Origin of the sequence: Lentilactobacillus kefiri (assembly GCF_009739535.1) — a bacterium.
Classification (GTDB): Bacteria; Bacillota; Bacilli; order Lactobacillales; family Lactobacillaceae; genus Lentilactobacillus; species Lentilactobacillus kefiri.
Genome location: NZ_CP029971.1, coordinates 224,480 through 245,016, shown reverse-complemented (window position 1 = coordinate 245,016; position 20,537 = coordinate 224,480). Strand labels below are relative to the sequence as shown.

General features: G+C 44.1%; 12 protein-coding genes, 15 tRNA genes and 3 rRNA genes. 22 read left to right on the top strand and 8 right to left on the bottom strand.

Annotated elements, in window-relative coordinates:
* Positions 1–5: 5 nt before the first annotated feature.
* The 3 genes from DNL43_RS01345 to DNL43_RS01335 are packed head-to-tail and all read left to right on the top strand — an operon-like array spanning position 6 to position 3,300.
* On the top strand, positions 6–419 hold the full coding sequence (locus DNL43_RS01345) for a lipopolysaccharide assembly protein LapA domain-containing protein (protein ID WP_054769502.1): 414 nt from the start codon (positions 6–8) through the stop codon (positions 417–419).
* Between the two features lie 14 nt (positions 420–433).
* The gene (recJ, locus tag DNL43_RS01340; RefSeq protein WP_056982211.1) at positions 434–2,764 is read left to right on the top strand and encodes a single-stranded-DNA-specific exonuclease RecJ; all 2,331 of its coding nucleotides are present in this window, start codon (positions 434–436) and stop codon (positions 2,762–2,764) included.
* A gap of 17 nt (positions 2,765–2,781) precedes the next feature.
* Positions 2,782–3,300 (top strand): adenine phosphoribosyltransferase, encoded by a 519-nt coding sequence (locus DNL43_RS01335; protein ID WP_054769501.1) that lies wholly within the window; start codon positions 2,782–2,784, stop codon positions 3,298–3,300.
* Positions 3,301–3,528: 228 nt separating this feature from the next.
* On the opposite strand, the gene DNL43_RS01330 is transcribed toward DNL43_RS01335, so the two are convergent.
* Positions 3,529–3,616, bottom strand: a tRNA-Ser gene (locus tag DNL43_RS01330).
* A gap of 48 nt (positions 3,617–3,664) precedes the next feature.
* On the bottom strand, positions 3,665–4,309 hold the full coding sequence (locus tag DNL43_RS01325) for a VTT domain-containing protein (RefSeq protein ID WP_056982213.1): 645 nt from the start codon (positions 4,307–4,309) through the stop codon (positions 3,665–3,667).
* A gap of 156 nt (positions 4,310–4,465) precedes the next feature.
* On the opposite strand from DNL43_RS01325, the gene DNL43_RS01320 reads away from it, so the two are divergent.
* From DNL43_RS01320 to DNL43_RS01235, 18 genes are all read left to right on the top strand, one after another.
* Positions 4,466–4,846 (top strand): CvfD/Ygs/GSP13 family RNA-binding post-transcriptional regulator, encoded by a 381-nt coding sequence (locus tag DNL43_RS01320; protein ID WP_054769500.1) that lies wholly within the window; start codon positions 4,466–4,468, stop codon positions 4,844–4,846.
* Between the two features lie 343 nt (positions 4,847–5,189).
* Positions 5,190–6,763 (top strand): 16S ribosomal RNA (locus DNL43_RS01315).
* An 83-nt stretch (positions 6,764–6,846) separates the two neighbouring features.
* Positions 6,847–6,920, top strand: a tRNA-Ile gene (locus DNL43_RS01310).
* A 29-nt stretch (positions 6,921–6,949) separates the two neighbouring features.
* Positions 6,950–7,022, top strand: a tRNA-Ala gene (locus DNL43_RS01305).
* A gap of 177 nt (positions 7,023–7,199) precedes the next feature.
* Positions 7,200–10,120, top strand: a 23S ribosomal RNA gene (locus tag DNL43_RS01300).
* 77 nt (positions 10,121–10,197) lie between these two features.
* Positions 10,198–10,314, top strand: a 5S ribosomal RNA gene (rrf, locus tag DNL43_RS01295).
* The 16S, 23S and 5S rRNA genes sit together here with 14 tRNA genes alongside, the layout of an rRNA operon.
* Positions 10,315–10,320: 6 nt before the next feature.
* Positions 10,321–10,393: transfer RNA gene (locus DNL43_RS01290), tRNA-Asn, on the top strand.
* 13 nt (positions 10,394–10,406) lie between these two features.
* A tRNA-Ser gene (locus DNL43_RS01285) sits at positions 10,407–10,498 on the top strand.
* A gap of 20 nt (positions 10,499–10,518) precedes the next feature.
* Positions 10,519–10,590, top strand: a tRNA-Glu gene (locus DNL43_RS01280).
* Between the two features lie 4 nt (positions 10,591–10,594).
* Positions 10,595–10,667, top strand: a tRNA-Val gene (locus tag DNL43_RS01275).
* Positions 10,668–10,683: 16 nt separating this feature from the next.
* A tRNA-Asp gene (locus DNL43_RS01270) sits at positions 10,684–10,757 on the top strand.
* Between the two features lie 62 nt (positions 10,758–10,819).
* Positions 10,820–10,892, top strand: a tRNA-Phe gene (locus tag DNL43_RS01265).
* Positions 10,893–10,897: 5 nt separating this feature from the next.
* A tRNA-Tyr gene (locus tag DNL43_RS01260) sits at positions 10,898–10,980 on the top strand.
* A gap of 6 nt (positions 10,981–10,986) precedes the next feature.
* Positions 10,987–11,057 (top strand) — tRNA-Trp (locus DNL43_RS01255).
* 14 nt (positions 11,058–11,071) lie between these two features.
* A tRNA-His gene (locus tag DNL43_RS01250) sits at positions 11,072–11,144 on the top strand.
* A gap of 7 nt (positions 11,145–11,151) precedes the next feature.
* Positions 11,152–11,223, top strand: a tRNA-Gln gene (locus DNL43_RS01245).
* Between the two features lie 19 nt (positions 11,224–11,242).
* Positions 11,243–11,313, top strand: a tRNA-Cys gene (locus tag DNL43_RS01240).
* A 38-nt stretch (positions 11,314–11,351) separates the two neighbouring features.
* Positions 11,352–11,436 (top strand) — tRNA-Leu (locus tag DNL43_RS01235).
* Positions 11,437–11,790: 354 nt separating this feature from the next.
* On the opposite strand, the gene DNL43_RS01230 is transcribed toward DNL43_RS01235, so the two are convergent.
* The 3 genes from DNL43_RS01230 to DNL43_RS01220 form a co-directional block, all read right to left on the bottom strand.
* Entirely contained in the window at positions 11,791–12,897 is a 1,107-nt protein-coding gene (locus tag DNL43_RS01230) for a DNA/RNA non-specific endonuclease (protein ID WP_056983263.1), read from the bottom strand.
* 240 nt (positions 12,898–13,137) lie between these two features.
* On the bottom strand, positions 13,138–13,875 hold the full coding sequence (locus DNL43_RS01225; RefSeq protein WP_056983265.1) for an amino acid ABC transporter ATP-binding protein: 738 nt from the start codon (positions 13,873–13,875) through the stop codon (positions 13,138–13,140).
* Positions 13,872–16,019 (bottom strand): ABC transporter substrate-binding protein/permease, encoded by a 2,148-nt coding sequence (locus tag DNL43_RS01220; RefSeq protein ID WP_095345052.1) that lies wholly within the window; start codon positions 16,017–16,019, stop codon positions 13,872–13,874. The genes DNL43_RS01225 and DNL43_RS01220 overlap by 4 nt, the downstream gene beginning before the upstream one ends.
* Positions 16,020–16,279: 260 nt before the next feature.
* Here DNL43_RS01220 and DNL43_RS01215 point away from each other — a divergent pair, with 260 nt between their 5' ends.
* The gene (locus DNL43_RS01215) at positions 16,280–17,452 is read left to right on the top strand and encodes a pyridoxal phosphate-dependent aminotransferase (protein WP_054769812.1); all 1,173 of its coding nucleotides are present in this window, start codon (positions 16,280–16,282) and stop codon (positions 17,450–17,452) included.
* Positions 17,453–17,517: 65 nt separating this feature from the next.
* Here DNL43_RS01215 and DNL43_RS01210 read toward each other — a convergent pair whose 3' ends face one another.
* The 3 genes from DNL43_RS01210 to DNL43_RS01200 all read right to left on the bottom strand — a co-directional run bounded on the left by DNL43_RS01210 (position 17,518) and on the right by DNL43_RS01200 (position 20,411).
* Positions 17,518–18,549 carry a matrixin family metalloprotease gene (locus DNL43_RS01210; protein WP_056983267.1) on the bottom strand — a complete coding sequence of 344 codons (1,032 nt, stop codon included), beginning with the start codon at positions 18,547–18,549 and terminating at the stop codon, positions 17,518–17,520.
* An 86-nt stretch (positions 18,550–18,635) separates the two neighbouring features.
* Positions 18,636–18,956 carry a hypothetical protein gene (locus DNL43_RS01205; protein WP_056983268.1) on the bottom strand — a complete coding sequence of 107 codons (321 nt, stop codon included), beginning with the start codon at positions 18,954–18,956 and terminating at the stop codon, positions 18,636–18,638.
* Positions 18,957–19,052: 96 nt separating this feature from the next.
* Complete coding sequence (locus tag DNL43_RS01200; protein WP_156644967.1) at positions 19,053–20,411, bottom strand: IS4 family transposase; 1,359 nt, start codon at positions 20,409–20,411, stop codon at positions 19,053–19,055.
* Positions 20,412–20,537 lie beyond the last annotated feature (126 nt).

Below are 20,537 nucleotides of genomic sequence, written 5' to 3'. Positions count from 1 at the left end.
TCACTTTGAAGAAACAAATTAGCACAATTCTCAGTATTATTTTGATTATTATTATCGCAATTTTTGCGTTAATGAATTTTGAATCTGTTGAAGTTAATTTTGGCTTTGCATCTTTGAAGGTACCATTGGTGTTGTTAATTTTAATTAGTTTATTGATTGGCGCACTTGTTATTTTCCTGTTTTCATCCACTCAAAACGTGAAGAAAAACCGACAGTTCAAACAGTTGGAGTCTGAAAGCCAACAAAAGCAGAATCAGTTGAATACTCAAATTGATGAGCTCAACGATAACTTGAAAGCTTTGGAGACCAGACTGAAGAACTCAACCGGCAAACAGGAAATTGGCAGCCGTGATCAACAAATCAGTGATCTGGAAGATGAAATTGCGAAATTAACCGAAAAATTATCTTCGGAAAAGTAAGGTAGAGTGTTTTAATGATCAATTCCAAGTTTAAATGGCAACTTGACCAACCAGCCAACCAGGATGTAGTTGATAAATTGTCAAAGGATGCAAATATTGACCCGTTTGTTGCCAAATTATTGGTACAGCGGGATATTACAACTGCAGAAGGTGCGGAGAGTTTCATGAATCCTTCTGTCAGCTCATTTCACGACCCGTTTTTGATGCATGACATGAAAAAGGGGATCGACCGGATTCGACAGGCTGTTGAAAAAGGCGAGCACATCACCGTTTACGGTGACTATGATGCCGATGGTATTACCAGTACGACGATTATGTATGAGACGTTGAGTGATCTTGGAGCCGATGTTGACTACTATATTCCCAACCGATTTACGGAGGGCTACGGTCCCAATGTGAAGGCGTTTCAAAGTATTGTGAATAATGGGACCTCGCTAATTGTCACGGTTGATAATGGCGTGGCCGGATTTGACGCGATTGCCGCGGCCAATGCATTGCACTGTGATGTGGTCGTTACTGACCACCATTCATTGCCGGAGAAGCTTCCCGATGCGTATGCCATCATCCATCCCAGAGTTAAAGATGATGAAGGTAAGGCGTATCCATTTGGTGATCTTTGTGGTGCCGGGGTTGCATTTAAAATTGCCCAGGCATTAATGGACGAAGTGCCGTCTGATTTAATTGATATCGCTTCAATTGGGACGGTTGCCGACGTTGTTTCATTAACCGACGAAAATCGGGCAATTGTTAAATTTGGTGTTCAAGCCATTCAAAATAGTCAGCGGCCTGGTTTGCTGGCTTTAATCAAAGAAGCCGGTATTAATTTGGCTCAATTTAGCGAAGAAGATATCGGTTTTGGCATTGCACCGCGTTTGAATTCACTTGGCAGAATCAAAGATGCAACGGTCGGAGTTGAACTCTTATCTACTTTTGATGAGGATCGGGCTTCCGAATTGGCCAAATTTGCCAATCAGCAAAATGATTTGCGCAAGTCGCTTGTCGATCAATTTTTCACTGACGCTGTTCAAAAGGTTGAGGAAAATGGGGACATCAGCAAGCGTCATACGTTGGTCGTCGTTGGCAACAATTGGCATCAAGGTGTTTTGGGAATTGTTGCCAGCCGATTGGTTGATAAATATCAGCGACCGACAATTGTGATGACTGGTTCCGACGATAGTGATGAAGTCAAAGGTTCTGGCCGGAGTGTCGACAGTTTTGATTTATTCAAAGCAATTGATCCGATTCGTGACCAAACGGTTGGCTTTGGTGGCCACCACTCTGCTGTTGGACTCACCATCAAACAAGACAAGGTCGACGTGCTTAAAGATCAACTTGAAAAGGCGGCTGAAGAGCAGCATTTGGATTTATCCGTCAAACCACAATTGGAAATTTCAGGAGCGTTGCCTGTATTGAAGGTTACCCCGGATCTGTGTGATAAAATTAAGACACTGGCGCCTTTTGGCCAGGATAATCCCAAGCCAATCTTTAAATTTCAGTTTGATCATCTTGCCAATGTGAAGACAATGGGGAAGACAAATGATCATTTGAAGTTCTCCATGGTGCAAGGTGACAGCCAACTGACGGCGATTGCTTTTGGTAAAGGAGACGTCGCTTCTGACATTCAAAACGGTCAGTCTCAATTGCAGGTTGTCGGTGAGATTGGTGAAAATACATGGAATAATCGAACAACTCTTCAAGTCATGATTGATGATTTGAAAGAAACGCCTCAACCAGTTGTTGACGAACGAACCCGTGAACTGCACAAACAAATGTTTACTGATTCGGGGATCTACGTTTTCTTCCACGAAAAAGTTTTGAAACAGTTGCGACGTTATGTGAATGATCAGTCGCAGGTTGTGATGTACAACCAAATTGAGCAGGAAGCCGTTAAAGATCAACAATTATATATTGTTGACTGCCCTGATGTCGTTGATGATCTGGTCCAAGTTTTGTCGAAGGTATCACCGAAGACCACTGTCCTTTATTTGTACAAAAAGCAACTTATATCCAAAATAGGGATGCCAGATCGTCATTCTTATGCTAAACTATTTAGGTTCATTAAAGAACACTCAAACATCAATATTGCGACGCAGTTAAAACAAATTTCAGAGCATCTCCACATTTCCGCACGGACAATTATTTTTATGGTTCAGGTTTTCCTTGAATTGGATTTCATCACGATCCAGGACAGAATTATCAATCTGAATCCAAATTACGCTGCCCGTGATCTGAAAACAGCACCAAGTTATCATCTTCGGACTGAACAACTGGCTGCTGAAAAGAAACTGCTGGTTTCAAATACTCATGAATTAGTCAGCTTCGTCAAGGACTGTTTGGGCGTTTGATGAAAGGGAGAAAGAATATGCCAATCGATTTTTCAAAATATATTGCTTCATATCCGGACTTTCCGGAACCCGGAATCCTCTTTAGAGATATCTCACCAATGCTTGAAAATGGTGAAGTCTATCGAGCTGCTACGGATAAAATTGTTGATTTTGCCAAAGCACGAAACGTTCAAATGATTGTCGGCCCAGAAGCACGTGGATTTATTGTCGGCTGTCCGGTTGCCTATAAGCTGGGGGTTGGATTTTCACCTGCCCGCAAGAAGAATAAGCTGCCAGGGGAGACCATTGAGGAAAGCTATGGCTTGGAATACGGTAAATCGTCATTATACTTGCGTACCAACGCTGTTAAACCTGGTCAGAGGGTATTGGTTACCGATGATTTATTAGCCACTGGTGGCACGATTGACGCCACTATCCGGTTAGTTGAAAAGCTTGGCGGAATTGTTGTTGGAACCGCGTTCTTGATTGAATTGTCCGATCTTAAAGGTCGCGATAAAATCAAGGACTATGATTTCTTCTCACTTTTAAAATATTAAAACAAAAGTTCGTGATCACTGAAATGTCAGTGGTTACGAACTTTTTTAATGTTGTTGGTTGTTTGAAATCTGTATATGTCGGTTGCGATTGGGTGGCTGCACGAATGTCCTTTGGGTCACCAAAAGTCTGAATTTGATTTGGATTGGTGCGTGCAGGTAACAATTTAAAAAGATAATAAAAGCGCTCTGGAATTATCTTCCAGAACGCTTAAACGCCTGCTGCTATTAAGGTGAGTACAGGATTTGAACCTGCGCGCCGGTATTAGCCGGTTCGCCGGATTTCGAGTCCGGTGCATTACCACTCTGCCAACTCACCACAACAGATTTCATTATATCAATTGTTATTATGAAAGTAAATTACTGTCTACTTGGAAGAGGCAAAACGCGTCTTTAAATAACCGACAATTGCTGGAATTAATGAAATCCCCACAATTCCGATAATGACCATTGAGAAGTGGTCTTTAACGACAGGAATATTGCCAAAGTAATATCCGGCGCCACAACAAATTGCGACCCACGAGATGCAGGCAATCAAATTGTATTTGATGAATCGTTTGTAAGGGAAGTCACTGGTTGCTGAGACAAATGGAATTAAAGTCCGGATGATGGGGATGAACCGGCCAAAGAAAATGGCCATTGCCCCATATTTATCGAAAAAGCCCCGGGCTTTACTCAGATCTTTTTCCTTAATGAATTTTCCAAGAATACGATGACGAGGGATGATTTCTCCAAACTTGTTACCAAAAAAGAAGTTTAAGGAATCTCCGCCAATTGATGCCGCCAGAAATATGATGATAAACAGACCAATATTCAACCCATATGTAGCGTTGGCTGATAGTGCCGCAGCTGCAAACAGGAGTGAGTCTCCTGGAAGGAACGGAAAGATTACCGCTCCTGTCTCAATAAAGATAACCGCAAATAGAATTAAGTATGTTGAGTCTCCAAATGTATTTACGATATTTATGAGATGGCTGTCAATATGCAGGATAAAATCGATAAGCGTACTCAAATAATCATTCCTTTCGAAAATTTATAATTGATTCTAACAAATTATGTCTGACCCGCGTGATTTATTAGCTGTCCTTTAACAAAAAATAAGTTTTGTTGTGAAAACAGATTTTCAAGGTTACAATATAAAAGCAGATTATGGATAGGATGATTATAGATGAAATTTAAAGTAGGAATGACGGTTACAGGGACAGTAACCGGGATCCAGCCGTATGGTGCCTTCGTAGACATTGGTGAGCATACACAGGGACTGATTCACATCTCGGAGTGTAAATCCGGGTATGTTGATAACATTTTTAATATGTTCACGATTGGCCAGCCGGTTTCTACGTTGATTATCGATATTGATGAGTACTCAGGAAAAATTAGTTTATCAATGAGAAGCCATCAGCCTGATTTGGATCTTATTAAGCATCCGAAAAACTTCCGCCCAAGGAATATTCATTATTGGACAAACTATCGATTAAACATCGGCTTTAAGAGCCTGGCGGATGCTAGAAGTCAATGGATGCGTGATGCCCGAAACTTTTTTGATTAGTTTTTAAGAAAGTCCTTGACCTAACACCAATAAATTGGGTATAATATTTTTCGTTGTCAATTATTCATTTGATTCGCTTGTGAATTTCAATTTTACAAATTGAGTTAAAAAATCACTTGATTTCAAGTTGAATATCTGATAATATTAAATAGTTGTCAAAAGCGATAAATAAGCGCTTACGACAACTCAGTAGACCTTTGAAAACTGAACAAAATTTTCGACAAACAAATGTGCAGGGCGCTTCGATCTTTGATCGAAGCCAAACATTTGCGAAGTCAATTCGTAATAACAAATAATAAATTTAAATCATTAGCTATAACAGGCTTATCATTTTAAAACATTTTAAGATGAGAGTTTGATCCTGGCTCAGGACGAACGCTGGCGGCGTGCCTAATACATGCAAGTCGAACGCGTTTCCGTTATTGATTTTAGATGCTTGCATTTAAATGATTTAACACGAAACGAGTGGCGAACTGGTGAGTAACACGTGGGTAACCTGCCCTTGAAGTAGGGGATAACACTTGGAAACAGGTGCTAATACCGTATAACAACCAAAACCACATGGTTTTGGTTTAAAAGATGGCTTCGGCTATCACTTTAGGATGGACCCGCGGCGTATTAGCTTGTTGGTAAGGTAACGGCCTACCAAGGCAATGATACGTAGCCGACCTGAGAGGGTAATCGGCCACATTGGGACTGAGACACGGCCCAAACTCCTACGGGAGGCAGCAGTAGGGAATCTTCCACAATGGACGAAAGTCTGATGGAGCAACGCCGCGTGAGTGATGAAGGGTTTCGGCTCGTAAAACTCTGTTGTTGGAGAAGAACAGGTGTCAGAGTAACTGTTGACATCTTGACGGTATCCAACCAGAAAGCCACGGCTAACTACGTGCCAGCAGCCGCGGTAATACGTAGGTGGCAAGCGTTGTCCGGATTTATTGGGCGTAAAGCGAGCGCAGGCGGTTTCTTAGGTCTGATGTGAAAGCCTTCGGCTTAACCGGAGAAGTGCATCGGAAACCAGGAGACTTGAGTGCAGAAGAGGACAGTGGAACTCCATGTGTAGCGGTGAAATGCGTAGATATATGGAAGAACACCAGTGGCGAAGGCGGCTGTCTGGTCTGTAACTGACGCTGAGGCTCGAAAGCATGGGTAGCGAACAGGATTAGATACCCTGGTAGTCCATGCCGTAAACGATGAGTGCTAAGTGTTGGAGGGTTTCCGCCCTTCAGTGCTGCAGCTAACGCATTAAGCACTCCGCCTGGGGAGTACGACCGCAAGGTTGAAACTCAAAGGAATTGACGGGGGCCCGCACAAGCGGTGGAGCATGTGGTTTAATTCGATGCTACGCGAAGAACCTTACCAGGTCTTGACATCTTCTGCCAACCTAAGAGATTAGGCGTTCCCTTCGGGGACAGAATGACAGGTGGTGCATGGTTGTCGTCAGCTCGTGTCGTGAGATGTTGGGTTAAGTCCCGCAACGAGCGCAACCCTTATTGTTAGTTGCCAGCATTCAGTTGGGCACTCTAGCAAGACTGCCGGTGACAAACCGGAGGAAGGTGGGGATGACGTCAAATCATCATGCCCCTTATGACCTGGGCTACACACGTGCTACAATGGACGGTACAACGAGTCGCGAAACCGCGAGGTCAAGCTAATCTCTTAAAGCCGTTCTCAGTTCGGATTGCAGGCTGCAACTCGCCTGCATGAAGTTGGAATCGCTAGTAATCGTGGATCAGCATGCCACGGTGAATACGTTCTCGGGCCTTGTACACACCGCCCGTCACACCATGAGAGTTTGTAACACCCAAAGCCGGTGAGGTAACCTTCGGGGACCAGCCGTCTAAGGTGGGACAGATGATTAGGGTGAAGTCGTAACAAGGTAGCCGTAGGAGAACCTGCGGCTGGATCACCTCCTTTCTAAGGAAAAACGGAATCCTGCACATTGTCGAAAGTTTTGTTTAGTTTTGAGAGGTTTACTCTCAAAAGTGGTTACGCTTTTTGGGCCTATAGCTCAGCTGGTTAGAGCGCACGCCTGATAAGCGTGAGGTCGATGGTTCGAGTCCATTTAGGCCCATCCACGGCCTTACAAGACCGCCGTAACATGGGGAATTAGCTCAGATGGGAGAGCACCTGCTTTGCAAGCAGGGGGTCAGCGGTTCGATCCCGCTATTCTCCATTGACACGAGAGTGTCAAACTTGGTTCTTTGAAAACTAGATAATATTAATTTTCTGTAATAATTTTTTGAAATTGTATTTAATATAATTTCAACCGAGAACACCGCGTTATTTTGAGTTTGTTAACTAGAAAAAATCGCAAATACTCAATTAACTTTGCATCACGTAGTGATGTACAGGTTAAGTTAAAAAGGGCGCATGGTGGATGCCTTGGCACTAGAAGCCGATGAAGGACGGGACTAACACCGATATGCTTCGGGGAGCTGTACGTAAGCTTTGATCCGGAGATTTCCGAATGGGGAAACCCAGCAGCTTTAATCAGCTGTTACTATATCGTGAATTCATAGCGATATAGAGGTAGACGTGGGGAACTGAAACATCTCAGTACCCACAGGAGCAGAAAGAAATTTCGATTCCCTAAGTAGCGGCGAGCGAACGGGGAACAGCCCAAACCAACGAGCTTGCTCGTTGGGGTTGTAGGACTGAACATTTGAGTTACCAAAGTTGTTGATAATCGAACAATCTGGGAAGGTTGGCGAAACAGGGTGATAGCCCCGTAGGTGAAATCAATGACCCTCAGTTCAGGATCCTGAGTACGGCGACACACGTGAAACGTCGTCGGAATCCGGGAGGACCATCTCCCAAGGCTAAATACTCTCTAGTGACCGATAGTGTACCAGTACCGTGAGGGAAAGGTGAAAAGCACCCCGGAAGGGGAGTGAAATAGTTCCTGAAACCATGTGCCTACAAGCAGTTAGAGCCCGTTAATGGGTGATAGCGTGCCTCTTGTAGAATGAACCGGCGAGTTACGGTAACATGCAAGGTTAAGGTTTAAAAGCCGGAGCCGCAGCGAAAGCGAGTCTGAAATGGGCGTTTAAGTATGTTGCTGTAGACCCGAAACCAGGTGATCTACCCATGTCCAGGGTGAAGGTGCGGTAAAACGCGCTGGAGGCCCGAACCCGTGTACGTTGAAAAGTGCTGGGATGAGGTGTGGGTAGCGGTGAAATTCCAAACGAACTTGGAGATAGCTGGTTCTCTCCGAAATAGCTTTAGGGCTAGCCTCGGACGTAGAATCATGGAGGTAGAGCCACTGTTTGGACGAGGGGCCCGTCATGGGTTACTAAATTCAGATAAACTCCGAATACCATTGATTTTTATCCGGGAGTCAGACGGTGAGTGATAAGATCCATCGTCAAAAGGGGAACAGCCCAGACCACCAGTTAAGGTCCCTAAATATATGCTAAGTGGAAAAGGATGTGGAGTTGCATAGACAACTAGGATGTTGGCTCAGAAGCAGCCACCATTTAAAGAGTGCGTAATAGCTCACTAGTCGAGTGATTCCGCGCCGAAAATTTACCGGGGCTAAGCATATTACCGAGACTGTGGACTTGACCATTAGGTCAAGTGATAGGAGAGCGTTCTAAGGGCAATGAAGCCAGACCGTAAGGACTGGTGGAGCGCTTAGAAGTGAGAATGCCGGTATGAGTAGCGAAAAATCAGTGAGAATCTGATTCACCGAATGACTAAGGTTTCCTGGGGAAGGCTCGTCCTCCCAGGGTTAGTCGGGACCTAAGCCGAGGCCGAAAGGCGTAGGCGATGGATAACAGGTTGAGATTCCTGTACTAGTTGATTATGTTTGAGCGATGGAGGGACGCAGGAGGCTAAGTTGTGCATCCAGCTGGAAACGGATGTTTAAGCCACAAGTCAGTCAAAGAGTTAAATGCTTTTTGGCGGGTTGACAAGTGGTGATGAGGACCGAAATTTAAGTAGGGAAGCAACCAACGTCACACTGCCGAGAAAAGCTTCTAGTGAGTAATCAACTACCCGTACCGCAAACCGACACAGGTAGTCGAGGAGAGAATCCTCAGGTGAGCGAGTGAACTCTTGTTAAGGAACTCGGCAAAATGACCCCGTAACTTCGGGAGAAGGGGTGCTGTGCGCAAGCACAGCCGCAGTGAAAAGGCCCAGGCGACTGTTTATCAAAAACACAGGTTTCTGCAAAATCGTAAGATGACGTATAGGGGCTGACGCCTGCCCGGTGCTGGAAGGTTAAGTGGATGAGTTAGCTTCGGCGAAGCCCAGAAATGAAGCCCCAGTAAACGGCGGCCGTAACTATAACGGTCCTAAGGTAGCGAAATTCCTTGTCGGGTAAGTTCCGACCCGCACGAAAGGCGTAACGATCTGGGCACTGTCTCAACAAGAGACTCGGTGAAATTAAGATACCTGTGAAGAAGCAGGTTACCCGCGACAGGACGGAAAGACCCCATGGAGCTTTACTGTAGCTTGATATTGGGTGTTGACACAGCTTGTACAGGATAGGTAGGAGCCATTGAGGCCGGAACGCTAGTTTCGGCAGAGGCGTTGGTGGGATACTACCCTCGCTGTGTGAACACTCTAACCCGCGCCACTTAGCGTGGCGGGAGACAGTGTCAGGTAGGCAGTTTGACTGGGGCGGTCGCCTCCCAAACAGTAACGGAGGCGCCCAAAGGTTCCCTCAGAATGGTTGGAAATCATTCAACGAGTGTAAAGGCAGAAGGGAGCTTGACTGCGAGACAGACAGGTCGAGCAGGGACGAAAGTCGGGCTTAGTGATCCGGTGGTACCGTATGGAAGGGCCATCGCTCAACGGATAAAAGCTACCCTGGGGATAACAGGCTTATCTCCCCCAAGAGTCCACATCGACGGGGAGGTTTGGCACCTCGATGTCGGCTCATCGCATCCTGGGGCTGTAGTCGGTCCCAAGGGTTGGGCTGTTCGCCCATTAAAGCGGTACGCGAGCTGGGTTCAGAACGTCGTGAGACAGTTCGGTCCCTATCCGTTGCGGGCGTAGGAAATTTGAGAGGAGCTGTCCTTAGTACGAGAGGACCGGGATGGACATACCGCTGGTGTACCAGTTGCGCCGCCAGGCGCATCGCTGGGTAGCTACGTATGGATGAGATAAACGCTGAAAGCATCTAAGTGTGAAACTCACCTCAAGATGAGATTTCCCATTCCTATATGGAAGTAAGACCCCTGAAAGATGATCAGGTAGATAGGTTGGAAGTGGAAGTGCAGTGATGTACGGAGCGGACCAATACTAATCGGTCGAGGACTTAACCAAGTAGAAATGGTGTTCAAGGTACAGAAAATTAATATTAGCTAGTTTTGAGAGAACGAAGTTCTTTCAAGGAAAAATAGTGTGGTGGCGATAGCCAGAAGGATACACCTGTTCCCATGCCGAACACAGAAGTTAAGCTTCTGCACGCCAAGAGTAGTTGGGGGATCGCCCCCTGCGAGGGTAGGACGTTGCCACGCGATTATTCCGGCATAGCTCAGTTGGTAGAGCACCTGACTGTTAATCAGGTTGTCGACGGTTCGAGCCCGCCTGCCGGAGTTATTATTTCAATGGAGAGTTGTCCGAGCTGGCCGAAGGAGCATCATTGGAAATGATGTAAACGGGTAAAAGCCTGTTTCAAGGGTTCGAATCCCTTACTCTCCGTAACCGAATAATAAGTTTATGACCCGTTGGTCAAGTGGTTAAGACACCGCCCTTTCACGGCGGTAACATGGGTTCAAATCCCGTACGGGTCATTATGGAGGATTAGCTCAGCTGGGAGAGCATCTGCCTTACAAGCAGGAGGTCACAGGTTCGATCCCTGTATCCTCCATTTCCATAGCAACATTGGTTCGTTGGTCTAGCTGGTTAGGACGCCTGCCTGTCACGCAGGAGATCACGAGTTCGAGTCTCGTACGAACCGTTGTTATGTATTTGACAATTGAATACACAACATATGGTATTATTATACTCAAGATGGTTAATGGCTCGGTAGCTCAGTCGGTAGAGCAATGCATTGAAGCTGCATGTGTCGGCAGTTCGATTCTGTCCCGCGCCATTCATGGAGGGGTAGCGAAGTCTGGCTAAACGCGGCGGACTGTAAATCCGCTCCTTCGGGTTCGGTGGTTCGAATCCACTCCCCTCCATCTTATAGGGATATAGTTTAATGGTAGAACTACGGTCTCCAAAACCGTCGGTGTGGGTTCAACTCCTACTATCCCTGTTAATAATACTATGGCGGTATTGGTGAAGTGGTTAACACATCGGTTTGTGGATCCGACACGCGTGGGTTCGATTCCCACATACCGCCTTTTGATTGGGTTATAGCCAAGTGGTAAGGCAACAGACTTTGACTCTGTCATGCGCTGGTTCGAATCCAGCTAACCCAGTTGGGTTAGCCAAAGTTATGGCGGTATAGCCAAGTGGTAAGGCAGAGGTCTGCAAAACCTTCATCGTCGGTTCGAATCCGATTACCGCCTTTTTCCATGTATTGGCCAATCAATCTTATTATTATTTTGCCGGAGTGGCGGAATTGGCAGACGCGCTGGACTCAAAATCCAGTGATCGTTGAGATCGTGTGGGTTCGAACCCCGCCTCCGGTACTAAGTAGCTCATATAGAGCACATTGCGTCATTGAGGAACGTCGTTTATCGGCGTTCCTCTTTTTGTTTTGTTCAGTAAAATGGGGTAGCAAAAAGGCCTGTATCCGTTTGTAGATACAGGCCTTTTATCGTTGTTTAATTATGGGTTACATTCAATTATCTTCCCATTCCGCAACCACGTTCTACTCGTGGTTGTACTTGATGTGGAGAATTGCAGTAGTGGACAACACCAACGGTACCACCACACAGCATTATACTTGCTGCACAAGCCATCATAAACTTCATCGTCATCATTGCTCCTTATCATCATAAAGTGACTGCATACGCCATTATTTTACCACATACGGTCCGTAACTAAGGCCTTGCATACTGATTACCACGTGAAGCCTCTGTCGCACCACTGGCATTTGCCTGAGATTGACTTTCGTATTGATAATTGTTGGGATTCTTTACCTCCGAGTAATATTTATGACTGTCAGAGACAAAGACCATTCCTGAGGCGGCAACTGTCCATGAACCATCTTTAGTTGTCGATCCGGCTGCTTGAGTGGTGTGGTGAGTTGCTTGAGTTGTATGATGCTGAGGTTGTCGGACATAGGTTCGGGCATTGTTGCTACCAGTTGCATAGTTAAGTCGGATGCCTTCAGCTGAATTAATGACTACAATTTCTTTGTTTAGTGTTTTATCAGATGATCGGACATCCACGATTGAACCACGGGGCATCGTTTCGTCACCTTTGTACAGTGGGGTTGTTTGATAATAAATCACGTGGTGAGTGTTAGGATAACTTTCCCAATAATTTTCTGCCGATTCTTCTGCAGCTCGCATGCCGCCATTTTGATCAGCACCGACGTTTTGAGGTCGGGTTCCGGTCGTAAAATTGTATTCCGAGGTATAGGACTTGGCTCCCAGCAAACTGTCTCCAATCGAATGGCTCTTATTGTACAAATAACCGTGATATGTGCGACCGGTCAAGCCATAGCTGATGGCAACAATCTTGTTTCCCGGCCAGGCAGGTGGCTCGAGTGGTTCCCCCTGGCGACTTCCTCTAGACGCTGTGTATTCAGAATAAGTCAAAACGGCTCTGGCAGTTCCGGATCGTCCCTGACTGTCAGCTGTAAAACGATAATCGCCTGATTTCAACCCTGAAAAATCGGTAAAATGAGCTTTACCGTTTGTCCAATAATAGTCTCCAGTAGGGCCTGCCGATTCAGCGTTGGTGTATTTCACCAGCTTATTTAAAATGGCACTGTGTTGCTGATTGGACTTGTGGGAAGTACTGGAATGCAGACGCTTGTGGTGCACTGAAGGTGTTTTTTTGGCAACCGATTCACTGCTCGATGTCACGCTTGTTGAATGATCGCTGGATGATTGACTTTCATCGTCGCTGCAGGCGGTCAACGTGCCACCTGTTAGTAACAGCAAAATCACTGCTAATATAAAATGCTTATGTAACTTCACTTGGTTATCCCCCTCAAAATAAATTCATAATTCATTGGTCCTGTATCGAAAGTCAAAGGCTACGATAAAGTTCCATAATTGATTTATTTTAATTATACATTTGCCATAATTCGTTTTACAGGCGAACATGACAAATTGTTAATGATTCCACAAAATAGGGGGGATTTGAATCCGTACAACAAACAAATACCATACAAAAAGCGCGTTAGAGTTATTAAATCTAACGCGCTTGATTGATTGTTAAACATTCAAAATCTTGTTCAAGAAATCTTGTAGTCGCTCATTTTTAGGGTGTTCAAAAATTTGTTCCGGCGTGCCTTCTTCAAGAATTTGGCCATCATCGACAAAGACAACTCTGTCGGCAACTTCTTTTGCAAAGCCCATTTCATGGGTCACAACTACCATTGTCATTCCTTGCTTTGCCAATTTCTTCATGACTTCCAGTACGTCACCAACCATTTCCGGATCAAGGGCTGAGGTTGGTTCGTCAAATAACATAATATCTGGGTTCATTGCCAAGGCACGGGCAATGGCAACCCGTTGCTGCTGGCCACCTGATAGGGATTGAACGGTTGCACCAAATTTTTCTTCCAGACCAACTGTTGCTAATAATTTCTTGGCTTGAGCTTCGGCCTGTTCTTTGGTTTCCTTTTTCAATTCAATTGGTGCCAGCATAATGTTTTCACCAACTGTCAGGTTTTTGAACAAATTGAAGTGTTGGAAGACCATTCCAATGTTTTCACGAACGGAATTGATATCAACATCGTTACGGGCAATATCAACGTTATCAATCACGATTGAACCTGAGGTTGGTTCCTCAAGTTTATTCAAATTGCGGAGGAGGGTACTTTTTCCTGAGCCGGAGGGGCCGATAATTACGACCACTTCATTATTTTGAACAGTTAAATTGATTCCTTTGAGGACCTCGTTATCGCCAAAGGTTTTGACTAAATTTGTTACTTTTACTTTTTCACTCATACCTTAGTTCTCCTTTGTACCCAATTTGATAACCAAGTTAAAACAGTAATGATGATCAGATAAATTGCGGCAACGATTGTCCAGACTTTAAATCCTTCCAAGTTTCTCGCAATAATAATCTTACCGGTCTGGGTCAATTCCAACAACCCGATAATCGATAGGATTGAGGTATCCTTTAAAGTAATAATAAACTGGTTGATGAATGATGGCACCATGATCCTGATTCCCTGAGGCAAAATAATTTTTCTCATGGATTTTCCAAATGGCAATCCCAAACTTCTTGCGGCTTCCATCTGGCCGGGATCAACAGCCTCAATTCCACCTTTAACGAACGCCGCAATATACGCACCTTCGTTAAAGGTTAAAGTGATAACACCAGCGACAAATGCCGGAATCTTCTGACCAGTTAAGCTTGGAATTCCTGTGTAAATGAATAATGCCAGCACCAGCAGTGGCATTCCTCTAAATAGGTAAATCAAGGTTGTTGAAGTACCGCGACTGAACTTATTTGGCACAACGCCCATCAATCCTACGAGGACCCCAAAAATGGTTGCAAAGAAGATTGAAACAACCGTTAACCAAAGAGTTTCTTTAAGTCCTGAAAGAAGGGCACCTTGGTTTTGCTTGATTAATCCAATAAATGTTCGATCTTCAGCACTGTTTCCGGAAGTCTTGGCAGCAGTCTTGATTTCATCGCTACCGAGGTATTTGGCCTTGATGGTATCATAAGTCCCACTGGCTTTTAAATCCTCCAGACCGGTGTTAAATGCCTTGAGAAGGGCCTGATTATGACCTTTCTTAACGGCAAATCCGTAAGGGGCATTTAATGCCGGTTTGGTAACGATCTTAAGTTTGGTTCCTTGCTTTATTGCATACTGCATAACCGGGTGGTCTTCAAAGCAGGCGATTGAATTTCCGGTTGTAACATCTTGATACATATTGTTTGAATCATCAAACGTGACAACTTTAAAGCCGTATTTTTTCTTCAGACTATTTGCGTAATCGGCACCTGAAGTTCCTGTTTTAACAGCGACTTTTTTGCCTCGCAACTCTGACAGTTTATGAATCTTACTGTTTTTGGCAACTGCCATGACAACCCCTGAATTGAAATAGGGCTTGGAGAAGTCAAATTGGGCTTTTCGGGCATTGGTAATCGACATCCCGGCGATGACACCATCTGCCTGACCGGATTCAACAGCTTGAACGGCTGCGTTGAATCCCAAGGCTTTGATCTTCACTTTGAATCCTTGTTCATTGGCAATCGCTCGGATTAAATCCATATCAATTCCGACATATTTGTTATTTTTATTGGCAAACTCAAATGGTGGGAAAGTAACGTCAGTACCGATGGTGAAAGTTTTACCCTTAACTTGCGGGTTGGCTGTGGTACCGAGATACTTACCAACGATCTTATCGTAGGTTCCGTTTTCCCGGATGATTTTCAGGCCGGCGTTGAATTTCTTGATTAATTGCTTGTGAGTGCCCTTTTTAACACCAAACCCATACCAACCTTGGTTGGCAGGCTTAGAGGCAATCTGGAGCTTTAAGCCGTGTTTAATCCCATACTGAAGGACAGGCTGATCATCGAAACAAGCAACCGAGTTTCCAGTAGTTACATCCTGATACATATTATCCGAATCATCGAACGTGACTGTTTTGAAGCCGTATTTCTTTTTTAAGCTGTTTGCGTAATCAGCCGCTGCGGTACCGGTCTTCAATGCGACCTTTTTACCCTTCAGCTGTTTGAAACTGGTAATATTGCTGCCTTTTTTGACGGCCATGACTGCACCAGTCTTATAGTAGGGGGTTCCGAAATCGAACTTGTCTTTTCGTTCCGGGGTAATTGTCATCCCGGCAATGATTCCGTCGAGTTGGCCAGATTGAACTGATTGAACAGCTGCATTAAATCCAACCGGCTTAACGTTAACCTTAAAGCCTTCCTCTTTGGCAATTGCCTTTATGATGTCAATATCGATTCCAACGTATTTGTTTTTCTTATTGGCAAACTCAAATGGTGGATATGTGACGTCTGTTCCAATTTGATAAGTTTTTGCCTGTGCTTTACTGCCTGGCAAGCCCAAACAAAATAAGATCGCGACAAATACTGCCAACAATCCGAAAGCTGATAACACTTTCCGCTTCATGAATTATTCCTCCTAGACATATGTAATAAAACATAACATATAATAATGGGAATATAATACCAGAAATTATAGAATCTGTATAGCTTCAAGCGATTTGTGCAAACGTTGACAACATTGACGTATCATTGCAGAACACTGAGAATTATTAATTTTAAATTAGAAAATTGATTGACATTGGTTTCTTCCACAACCATAATTATCTGTAAACTTTACGATGTGTGAGTTTGTGACTCAGACATATTTGGATCGGAGGAAGCAACTTGAAATTTGAAGAATCAAAAGTTTTACAACAACTACCGAAACAATTTTTCGCCAGCTTGGTCAAGAAGGTCAATGCAAAAGTGGCAACCGGAGCCGATGTTATTAATTTAGGGCAGGGGAATCCGGATCAGCCCACCCCGGACTTTATTGTTAAAGCGATGCAGGAACAAACCGCCGATCCGGCAAATCATAAATACTCTCAGTTCAGGGGTGATCCTGAACTGAAGAAAGCAGCTGCCGGATTTTACAAACGTGAATACGGAGTTTCACTAGATCCTGAAAAGGAGATCGCTATTCTTGGCGGTTCCAAGATCGGTCTGGTAGAGCTGCCGTTCGCAATTTTAAATCCCGGTGTTACGATGCTTTTGCCTGATCCCGGATATCCTGACTATTTATCCGGAGTTGCTTTGGCTCAAGTTAAACTGGAATTAATGAGGTTGAAGGAAGAAAACAACTTCCTGCCTGACTATGATCAATTGGATCCCAAGGTTGTGGACGCTGCCAAATTGATGTATTTGAACTATCCCAACAATCCGACCGGCGCCGTGGCAACTTCTGAATTTTATCAACACACGGTCGACTTTGCGAAAGCTCACCAAATTGGCGTTGTTCAAGATTTCGCTTATGGGGCAATTGGATTTGATGGTAAGAAGCCAGTCAGCTTTTTACAAACTCCAGGTGCCAAAGATGTTGGTATTGAAATGGATACTTTTTCCAAATCATATAACATGGCCGGCTGGCGAATTGGATTTGCGGCTGGAAACGCTGATATGATCGAAGCGATTAATCTCATCCAGGATCATTTATTTGTGAGTGTCTTTCCGGCGATTCAAAAAGCCGCCATTACGGCACTTAATAGTGATCAGAAATCAGTCCGTCAACTTGTTGCTTTATACGAGAAACGGCGAAACCAGTTCTTCAAAGCGGCTCGGGCAATTGGCTGGGAACCTTATCAGTCTGGTGGTTCCTTCTATGCCTGGATGCCGGTTCCAAAGGGTTACACCAGCGAATCGTTTGCAGACCTGCTTTTGGATAAGGCTGCGGTTGCCGTTGCCCCTGGAAACGGGTTTGGCAAAGGTGGAGAAGGATTCGTTCGGGTTGGCCTTCTAATTGACGAGCCGAGATTTACAGAAGCTTGTCAACGTATTGCCAAACTTGGTTTGTTTCACTAATCCATTTAAAAAGGAGCATCGAAGTTGAAGGCGTTATGTCACGCCAAAGCTTCGATGCTCTTTTATTACCAGTAACCAAGCAACTTGGTTAACTTTGCTCGATTTAAATCATGGTTGGTGATTGCTGCCATTTCCGTTCCATCCAGTCCAGTTGACGATTTTTCAACCGGCTTTTTCCACTTGTATTTGGCAATCATGCTTCCGGAACTGCTGGAAGCATACATTAAATCGGCTTGGTATCCTGTATGATCCAGCCCCAATGTATGCCCGAGTTCGTGGGCAATCACACCATCCCAATATTGAGAAATCGTAAACTTGGCTGCCAATTGTGGTCGGATGTAGCCGGTTGGGTATTTTGGATCCCGGTAATGCGATCGATCAACATAGATCTGCTTACCATCGTATAAACCATCCCAGTTTTCTTGAGTGCCGTTTCCAAATGAAATTTTTAAGGTGTAATGATTCTTATTACCCATCTTAAAAACGGTTGTCCCCAAGGATTTATTCCACTTATTCATGGCATTTTCCACGTGTTGGCTTAAAGCCGGATCCGGTACATAAATTGTTGCCTGGTCGTTCTTAAACATGGATGTTGGTGAGAAGTGAAAGACGTTATAGGCAAGGTCAAAGGCCGCTTCATGAACCTCATAGTTCACCGGTTTCAATCTTAGAATCGATTCATCCGGATTCATATCCGGTGCATTATTAATGAGCTTGATTAACGACTTTTGTGACATTGCTTTTTGAAATTTGGTGAGGTATCCGTGCCAAATATAACCTTTAACGGTATTCCCTTTATTAGCTATATAGTAATAAACAGCGGTTTTCCCGTTTGCCTTCTTGATGATGACTTGTTTTGTCGAATAAAAGACGGTTTGCGGGTAGTTTTTTGCATTGTGACTTTTTTTAGTCAGCTTGGCATTCTTGTAAATATATCCCTCAGAGGTGCGGTAAGCTGTTTTAGTAATCGGCCGAACTTTTAAAACCTTTGCAGTGGCAGCGTGGGCGTCAGTTGATTGCCTATTCATATTGGCCGTTAACGTCAATGAAAATAGCACTGTTCCCAGCAATAACAAGCTTTTTCCGAAATGTTTCATCAAAACCGCGCTCCCTCGCTTGTAAGTGTTTCCATCAATATACCATATTTATTTTATAAATTGTTGCTAATTGATTCCGATAAAAATTAGTAATTATGGCCGTGAATTTTATCTTTGGTAATTTCTGGAATTGGTTCTACTAAATGTGAGGTGTCACGATATTCAATCGTTAAATGGCTGATTTGCTTGAGATCCGTTAGTACCTGCTCATATTTGTCTTTATCATGGACCAATGCCAACAATTCGTGGGAGCGAACCAGCCTTGTTTTTAACTTCCTACTATATATAAAGAAGTAATAACGATTGTTAAAGTGGTTATCCACGATGACCAGCCAATATTGGTGGTGGGGAAGTCGTTTAAAATACTGATGATAATTTTGAATGAGTTCTCTTGATTCGGCAAGCATGTTGATTCCTTCTTAGTATAAATAACTGAAACTTGAAAGTATGAAGACAGACTGATCCCTTGGTATCACATGGCATATTTTAATTAATTTAACCATTTAGCTTGCTGTTAACAGCGAAACTAACCGTTTCGGCAAAAATGTGAAGAACTGATTCATCATCTGAATAATTTGGGCTCTTCTTGCATAAACTTCATGATTAATAATCGTTTTTAACGAATTTAGAAGCCATACCAGTGCTTGAGACAACTCAATATCTGGCATGGCTTCGTTCATTATAAAGAATAAATCCCCAATGGTGCGATCATCCTGATTTTGCCGTTCCTGCCAAGCTAATAGGTCATAAGTCATCATGACAATTGCTAAATGGCCACAAAGCCCGTCATAATTTTGAACTTGTGATTTGTCGAGCCGCAAGTATTGCTTGGCAACTTTAAAGTAATTCTCAATTTGCCATCTTCGGGCGTATAGTTGAATGATCTCTTGTGGCTGAAGGCCTAACTGAGTCGTTGCCAGTACTAGGTAGTCATCTTGACGGGCCCGATTAGCCACAAATACCAAGCGAAGCTTGAATTTTTGGTTCCCGACGTGCGCTTCGACAAAGCAGCTGTATTGATAAGCTTGCTTGGGTTGATATTTTGAGGCCTGCAGTCGCTTGTATAATGCTTTAACTGAATATTGCCGTCCGCGATATTGATAGTAAATTTTGCTGGACCGTTTAAGCATGCCCACGCCGTTTAATCCCAACTTGGTTAATTCATAGAACATTTTTGGTGAGCTATACCAGCTATCAAATAACACATAGTCAGCTAGAACGCCATTTGCGAGGGCTTGCTTGACAAGTTGCAATGAAACGAGGTTCATTTTTTGCTGTGCTTGGCGACGTCTCCGGCCAGCAATTGTTCGTTGATCGGTTGTTTTAGCTGATTTTCCAAGGACGTTTTGTGGCTTCTTGGAAGACATTAATGCAAAGTTGATCGGTAAGAATGTATTGGCGTCACTCCAACCCAAAGTTAAAGCCCGGTATCCCTTAATATATAACTGTTTGTCATGGTTAAAGACTCGCGCTAGTAATTCGGTTTGGGTGGCGTACTCACGGGAAAAGAGTGTATCGTCAATGATCAATGCTAACCGCCGCCGGCGGTCAATAAACGGTCGTAAATGCTTGATTAAATGACTCCCAACTTGACAAATCAAGCGTTGCCAATTGATCCGGCCATCGTTCAAATTATTTCTGACGGTGCGACTGGTAAAGTTAGGTGTTTCATGGGCTCGATAAAGCGAGCGTCCCAGGAACTTTGTCGTGACCAGCCATTCAATGACCTTCATCAAGCTGATTTCTGAATGCCGGCGATAATTCACCAACTTGGTGAGTTTAGATAGACCAATGAGGGAAGTAAATTGATGAACAATATTGTGAAGCTCGTTTTCTGTATTTTTTTGTCTTATAATATTCATGACGTAAGTCTCCTTTGTATCTTGGTTTTGGTCGACTAAAGTATACAACGCAGGAGAGCTTGCGTTTATTTTTTGCCAAAAAAGCCAATAACCACACGCCTTTGGCGTGATTATTAGCTTTCATGT